This is a genomic window from Burkholderia sp. E168m15 (assembly GCF_016586105.1).
GTDB lineage: Bacteria > Pseudomonadota > Gammaproteobacteria > Burkholderiales > Burkholderiaceae > Burkholderia > Burkholderia orbicola.
In genome coordinates this window covers 22933-29151 of sequence record NZ_BCPO01000195.1, presented here as the reverse complement: position 1 = coordinate 29151, position 6219 = coordinate 22933, and the positions used below count along the sequence as shown (strand labels likewise).

Genomic DNA, 6219 nt, shown 5'->3' with positions numbered 1-6219 from the left:
ACGTCGAGGCAGGTTGTTGATGCCGTGTGGTGCCGACGAACAATCCGGAGGGTCGTTCGTCGTACCGTTCGTCAAATGGCTGCTACGACCGAATCCAGATCGTCGGCGACCGTGTTGAAGACGGTCTTCAGATCCGTACCGACCGTCGTCAGCGCACCGACGATGCCGATCGCGATCAGCGCGGCGATCAGGCCGTATTCGATGGCCGTCACACCGTCCTGATCCTCGACGAACCAGGCGATCTTTTCGATGATTCTCGACATGAGCACTCTCCTTTCGGACTGCTATGAAATACCCTTCGTCGGTCAGGACGTCGGGGGCTGGCACCACCGGCACTACTCTGGAAATCGGCAACCGACGATCAGTCGCGGAAACGGGGTGGACCACCCCGGTCCGTGCGAACGGATATCGGCGAGACGGAGCATGAGAGACGCGTGTACGGTTCGACCGGCCGGATGAACCGGGCGAGTCGAGCGACCGGAACGGCACGACTGCCGTTCGACGCATGGAATTCGGTTGAACGAGAGATGAACTCCCGGCAAAGCTGCAATGTGTCTTTAACGCGGCTTGCGATCCGCGATGTGCTGTGGTCGTTCATTTTTATTCCCCATGTACCGCCATGCCGATTTCTTATTGCCCGGAAGCTATCGGGTCTCGTTGGTCGTTCGACGACGGTTGCCGCGGTTGATCGACCTGGAGCGGCGTATTCCCCGACGCGCTCCGGCCCGTCTTTTCCGCAGGTGATTCGCGAGCCGGTTCCTCTGCTGTTTGCCTGAACCGCCCGGTCGTCACGTCGTCGACTGCCGTGCCAACGCTTACGCAAAGAGCGGACCATCCCGGGCGGAATCGAGGCGCACCAAGGGTTCCGGCGATCCACACGGCCGCCCGTCAAACGCCCGGCAGCCGAAATGTTTCAACTTTGATATATGCGGTGCCGGCGAATGCAGCCGGCATGAAACGCCGTCGCCGCGCTGCACAAAGGGCCTAAAAAATTTTCTCGGGATTTTCCCGAACCCCGCGAGCCGCTCGGGCGTCGCGGGTCCGGCGGCACGCACAGCCGGTAAAAATCGCGGAATGTTTCAGGCCAGAAACACGAATCCCGGTAATGGCGTTTTCTCATACCAGAAATGGCGGTTTTCACCCGAATCGCTGAACACATTCAATGTCGGCCGACCGTGCGCGGTTTGCATCACGCGATTTTTTCTTCAACAATGAATTCACGGACAACGCCATTTCAGAGCGATCGATCCGCAGGCACGACAACATCAAACGGCTGCGACAGACCACGCGGCCACACGACAGACGGGGCATCATGTACACAGCCAATCGTGGAACGCGCGATCGCGCAATACGCTGTGCTCAATGGCTAACGGCGGACCGGATCATTCCGTACAGCTGCATCATGCTGATGCTCTTCGCTGCGCTGGTGATCGTCTGGGGCGTCGTCACCAACGGCTTCACGTCGAACGCCACGGCCCGCCCCGGCACCGACTTCTCGGTCTTCTGGACCGCATCGCATCTCGTGTTGCAAGGCCATGCCGCATCGGCCTACGACGCTTCGTCATTCGTGCAGGCCGAGTTCGCGCACTTCGGTGCGTTTCTCCAACACCGGCCGCTTCCCTGGCTCTATCCGCCGACGATGCTGCTGTTCATCGCGCCGGTTGCCCTCGTGCCTTTCCTGCCCGCTTACTTCCTCTTTTTCGCGGGCAGTCTTTTATGCTACGCGCTCGCCGTCTCGCGGTTGTCGGGACTGCGTGCGCATCTTCCCGTGCCGCGCGCCGCGATGGTGGTCGTCATCGCGTATTCGGCGGTGTGCATGTCCGCGCTGTTCGGTCAGAACAGCATCCTGACCGCCGGCCTCGCGGCACTCGCGCTGCATCTGCTCGGCAAGCGTCCGGTGCTCGCGGGCGTGCTGATCGGGCTGCTCGCGATCAAGCCTCAGCTCGCGGTCGTGTTCCCGTTCGTGCTGATCGCGACGCGTGCGTGGCGCACCTTCGCGGCCGCGGCGATCAGCGCGACACTGTTCGCCGCGGCCGGCGTCGCCCTGGCCGGCCCGGCCGCGCTGCACGGGCTGGCTCGTGCGATGTCGACGGTACGCGAGCAGCATTTCATGCTCGCGTCGTACTGGCTCGCGTCGCCGACGCCGTTCGCGGCGCTGCGGCTCGCGGGCGCACCGGTCGCCGCCGCGCTTGCCGCCCAGGCCGCGGTCGCGCTGCTCGCGATCGCCGCGGCCGTCAGCGTGTGGCGCCGTACGCACGACATGCGCCTGCGCGGCGCGGTGCTGGCGGTCGCCACGCTTCTGACGACGCCGTATCTGTGGCACTACGAACTGACGTGGCTCGGCATCGCCATCTTCTGTCTGATCGCGCACGGTCTCGACGAAGGCTGGCTCCCCGGCGACCAGGGCATCCTCGTGATCGCATGGCTGCTGCCGATCTTCGAGATGTTCAATCGGTTGATGAAGCTGCCGCAGATCGGGCCCGTCGTGCTGCTCGCGGTGCTGTTCGTCGTCGTGCGTCGTACGGCACTGGCGTCGCGAGGCAAGCAATGAAAGCGCCTTCGTTCGCCCGCCACGCGCATTCCGCCATCGACGTGCATCCTGAACTCCCGATCGCGGGCCCGCGCCGCCATCCGCACTGGCTCAATCGCGACCGCGTGCGCGTCTATGCGGCCGCCGTGCTACTGACGGAACTGCTGTTCATCGGCCTCTACCTGATCCGCGTGATCCTGTCGAAGCACGGCGTACTCGAACCGCTGTCTCCCGATTTCTCGCCGATCTGGAGCGCCGCGTGGCTCGCCGCGCACGGGCACGGCGCCGACGCGTGGCATTACGCCACGCTGTTCGCGATCGAAAAATCGGCGGTTCCGACGATCACGCTCGCAAACGGCACGCAGCCGTGGCTCTATCCGCCGACGATGCTGCTGCTCGTGCTGCCGCTCGGCTGGCTGCCGTACACGCTGGCGCTGGTGCTGTGGCTCGGCATCACGTATGCGCTGTTCGCTGCAACGATTCACGCGACCGTGCAACGCGATGCCGCGTGGCTGTGCGCGCTGGCGTTCCCCGGCGCATTCCTCACGGTGATCGTCGGACAGACCAGCCTCTTCACCGCGACGCTCGCCGCCGTCGGCCTGCTCGCGCTGAACCGCCGCCCCGTCTGCGCCGGGATCTGCTTCGGGTTGCTGACGATGAAGCCGCAGCTTGCGGTACTGTTCCCGCTCGCGCTGCTGTGTGCAGGCCAATGGCGCGCGCTGGCCGCATGGGCCGCGACGATCGCGGTCAGCGCCCTGCTCGCGACACTCGCGTTCGGCGTCGGCCCGTGGGTCGCGTTCGCGCACGTGATCGCCGACGTCTACGCCATCGTCGGCACCGGCCGTGCACAGCTCGCGCGCATGCCGACCCTGTTCGCGCTCGCGACGATGGCCGGCTGGCCCGCGCTCGTCGCGCGCGGCCTTCAACTACTGTCGGCGGCGGTTGCCGCGATCGCGGTCGTCTACGCGTGGCGCGGCGCGTGCTCGTACGCACTGCGCGCCGCGACTCTCGCGTGCGCATGCCTGCTCGTCAGCCCCTATCTGTACGACTACGACCTGACCTGGTACGGCATCGTGATCGCGTGGTACGCGCGCTATGCGTTGACGCGCGGCTGGCGCCGCTTCGACCGCGAATGGCTGATGCTGCTGTGGCCGATGCCGCTCGCGGGCCTCGCGGTCGTGCCGCACCTGTCGTTCCAGTTCATGCCGCTCGTGACGCTCGCGTCGCTCGCGCTGCTCGTCAGCCGGATCGCGCAGGAACGACGCGACGTGCCGTCGATGCCCGACGCGCGCGATACCTCGACCGAGACCGGGTTCGCCCATCCGTCCCGAGCACACCACCGCCCGGCGCACGGCATGCGCCGCACCGGCCGCCCGACGCTCGGCGCCGGCCGGTAAGACGACATCACAAGGGGAATCATCATGCGGGAATCCATCTACACGCCGCTCGTCTCGCTGGTCGTGCCGTTCTACAACGAAGGCGAAGCCGTCGAGCGCTTCTTCGACGTCGTGATTCCGTTGCTGAGCGCGATCGATGCGATCCGCTTCGAGATCGTCTGCGTGAACGACGGCAGCCGCGACGATACGCTGGAACGCCTGGTCCGGATCGGCGCCGCCGAGCGGCGCGTGCGCGTGATCGACCTGACCCGCAACTTCGGCAAGGAGGCCGCGCTGACGGCCGGCCTCGACGAAGCCGCCGGCGACGCGGTGATCCCGCTCGACGCCGACCTGCAGGACCCGCCGAGCCTGATCCCGGTGATGATCGAGCACTGGCGCGACGGCGCGGAGGTCGTCGCGGCGAAACGCAGCAACCGCGCGTGCGATTCGTTCGCGAAGCGCACCGCCGCCGCGCTCTACTATCGCGTGCACAACCTGCTGTCGGACGTGAAGCTGCCGGAGAACGTCGGCGATTTCCGGTTGATGGACCGCAAGGTCGTGAACGCGCTGCGCAACCTGCCCGAGCGGCACCGCTTCATGAAAGGGCTGTTCGCGTGGGTCGGCTACAAGACCGTGATCGTCGAATACCAGCGCGATCCGCGCAGCGCCGGACACTCGAAATTCTCCGGCTGGAAGCTGTGGAATTTCGCGCTGGAAGGCATCACCAGCTTCAGCACCGTGCCGCTGCGCAGCTGGACCTACATCGGCGTCGGCATCGCGGCGCTCGCGTTCGTGTACGGCGCGTTCATCATCCTGCGCACGCTGCTGTTCGGCAACCCGGTGCTCGGCTACGCGTCGCTGATCTCGGTCACGCTGTTCATCGGCGGCATCGAGCTGATCGGAATCGGCGTCGTCGGCGAATACGTCGGGCGGATCTACGACGAATCGAAGCAACGGCCCGTCTACCTGATCCGCCGCCGCTACCAGGCGCACGGCAAGGTGATCGAACTGCCGGTCGCGCGCGACGCACGCCGGCAGCCGGCTCGCCGGCGCGCGCAGCCGGTCCGGGCGCGCATCGGCGCGCGCTGACCCGCGCTCGCCATGAGCACACTGCTCCAGGCCGAGCGCACGCGGCTCGTGCGCTTCGGCGTGTCCGGGCTCTGCTCGACCGCGATCCATGTGCTGGTCGCGACGGCGCTGTTCGCGCGCCTCGATGCGGCGCCGGTGACCGCGAACGCGATCGCATTCCTCTGCGCCACCGCATTCTCGTACCTGGCGAATACGCTGTGGAGCTTCTCGTCGACGGTGCGCACCCGCAACGCGATACGCTTTCTCGCGGTCATGCTCGCCGGGTTCGTCGAAACGATGCTCATCGCGCGCGCCGCCGAGGCGCTGGATGCACCGCGGGCAATGGGCGTCGTCGCGATCGCGCTGCTGATCCCGCCGACGACGTTCGTGCTGCACCGGCTCTGGACCTACCGGTAAGCGCCCCTTCTTCCGTCCCCGCACATCATCGGCCAATCAATTAACAGATTCAATTTCGTGATATTCATGTCACGCATCGAATCGATTGATTCCGATTTTAAAATTAACTCGATAAATCATTTTATCGACCTGTTTACCTTTACAGCTTCCACGTTTAACCAAACGGGATAATCTGCATTCGCCGTCGCTTCTGCATATGTCGATACCGGCGAAAAGCCTTGCAGCACAAGGCGATGGCCGCCGCACGAAGCAATTCGCGCAACGATAAGTCCCATTACTTCAAACGGGAGCTTCTATGTCACGCGTTACCGATGTGCTCGTTTCGTTCGATACCGAAACCATTCTCAAAAAATATCCGAATCCCAGCAAGAATCCGGCGGCGCCGACGCTGATCGACTGGCGCTACGTCTACATGGTGACCAACCAGGACAACGTCATTTCCGGGCAGGCGGGCGGCGAGCTCGACCTGAAGGCGCAGGTCGGCGACCTGATCCGCTGGCGCGAAACGAGCCTGTCGCTGGGCTTCGAAAACCAGGTGGTGTTCTACAAGTTCATCGGCAACGTCGGCAACGACCTGATCTCGACGCCGACGCCGCGGGTCGCGGAAGCGTCGATCCCGGTGCCGAACACCAGCAAGCCGGAAGTGCCGACGTGTCAGAAGGTCGCGAACTACTACTGGTCGTCGGAATGCCTGAAGGTCGGCCGCGTGACCTACCACTTCCAGTTCCAGATCATCGATCGCAATTGCCAGAGCCAGGGTTGCTTCTCGTGGGACCCGTTCATCTCGATCCATAACTGATCGCGGCATGCGGGCGGCCGCCCGACGGC

7 protein-coding genes are annotated in these 6219 nt (G+C 64.8%); 6 read left to right on the top strand and 1 reads right to left on the bottom strand.

The genetic code is table 11. From position 1 onward, the window contains the following. Positions 1-71: 71 nt before the first annotated feature. Complete coding sequence (locus JMF86_RS31310) at positions 72-263, bottom strand: Flp family type IVb pilin (RefSeq protein WP_011549060.1); 192 nt, start codon at positions 261-263, stop codon at positions 72-74. A 171-nt stretch (positions 264-434) separates the two neighbouring features. Between JMF86_RS31310 and JMF86_RS31305 the strand changes: the two genes are divergently transcribed. The 6 genes from JMF86_RS31305 (at position 435) to JMF86_RS31280 (ending at position 6190) form a co-directional block, all read left to right on the top strand. After that, positions 435-776, top strand: a complete 342-nt coding sequence (locus JMF86_RS31305) for a hypothetical protein (RefSeq protein ID WP_125381216.1) — start codon at positions 435-437, stop codon at positions 774-776. Between the two features lie 536 nt (positions 777-1312). Continuing rightward, positions 1313-2551, top strand: a complete 1239-nt coding sequence (locus JMF86_RS31300) for a glycosyltransferase family 87 protein (protein ID WP_011549062.1) — start codon at positions 1313-1315, stop codon at positions 2549-2551. Next, on the top strand, positions 2548-3927 hold the full coding sequence (locus JMF86_RS31295) for a glycosyltransferase family 87 protein (protein ID WP_011549063.1): 1380 nt from the start codon (positions 2548-2550) through the stop codon (positions 3925-3927). The genes JMF86_RS31300 and JMF86_RS31295 overlap by 4 nt, the downstream gene beginning before the upstream one ends. A gap of 24 nt (positions 3928-3951) precedes the next feature. After that, positions 3952-4995: a glycosyltransferase family 2 protein gene (locus tag JMF86_RS31290; protein ID WP_011549064.1), complete on the top strand. Its 1044-nt coding sequence runs from the start codon at positions 3952-3954 to the stop codon at positions 4993-4995. A gap of 12 nt (positions 4996-5007) precedes the next feature. Further along, complete coding sequence (locus JMF86_RS31285) at positions 5008-5391, top strand: GtrA family protein (RefSeq protein WP_011549065.1); 384 nt, start codon at positions 5008-5010, stop codon at positions 5389-5391. A 295-nt stretch (positions 5392-5686) separates the two neighbouring features. Continuing rightward, complete coding sequence (locus tag JMF86_RS31280) at positions 5687-6190, top strand: inclusion body family protein (protein WP_006483191.1); 504 nt, start codon at positions 5687-5689, stop codon at positions 6188-6190. Positions 6191-6219: the final 29 nt, after the last annotated feature.

What these genes read in the sequence shown, in the direction of transcription:
- JMF86_RS31310 (WP_011549060.1), bottom strand. Translation starts at nt 263, where the DNA reads ATGTCGAGAATCATCGAAAAGATCGCCTGGTTCGTCGAGGATCAGGAC.
- JMF86_RS31300 (WP_011549062.1), top strand. Translation starts at nt 1,313, where the DNA reads ATGTACACAGCCAATCGTGGAACGCGCGATCGCGCAATACGCTGTGCT.
- JMF86_RS31295 (WP_011549063.1), top strand. Translation starts at nt 2,548, where the DNA reads ATGAAAGCGCCTTCGTTCGCCCGCCACGCGCATTCCGCCATCGACGTG.
- JMF86_RS31290 (WP_011549064.1), top strand. Translation starts at nt 3,952, where the DNA reads ATGCGGGAATCCATCTACACGCCGCTCGTCTCGCTGGTCGTGCCGTTC.
- JMF86_RS31285 (WP_011549065.1), top strand. Translation starts at nt 5,008, where the DNA reads ATGAGCACACTGCTCCAGGCCGAGCGCACGCGGCTCGTGCGCTTCGGC.
- JMF86_RS31280 (WP_006483191.1), top strand. Translation starts at nt 5,687, where the DNA reads ATGTCACGCGTTACCGATGTGCTCGTTTCGTTCGATACCGAAACCATT.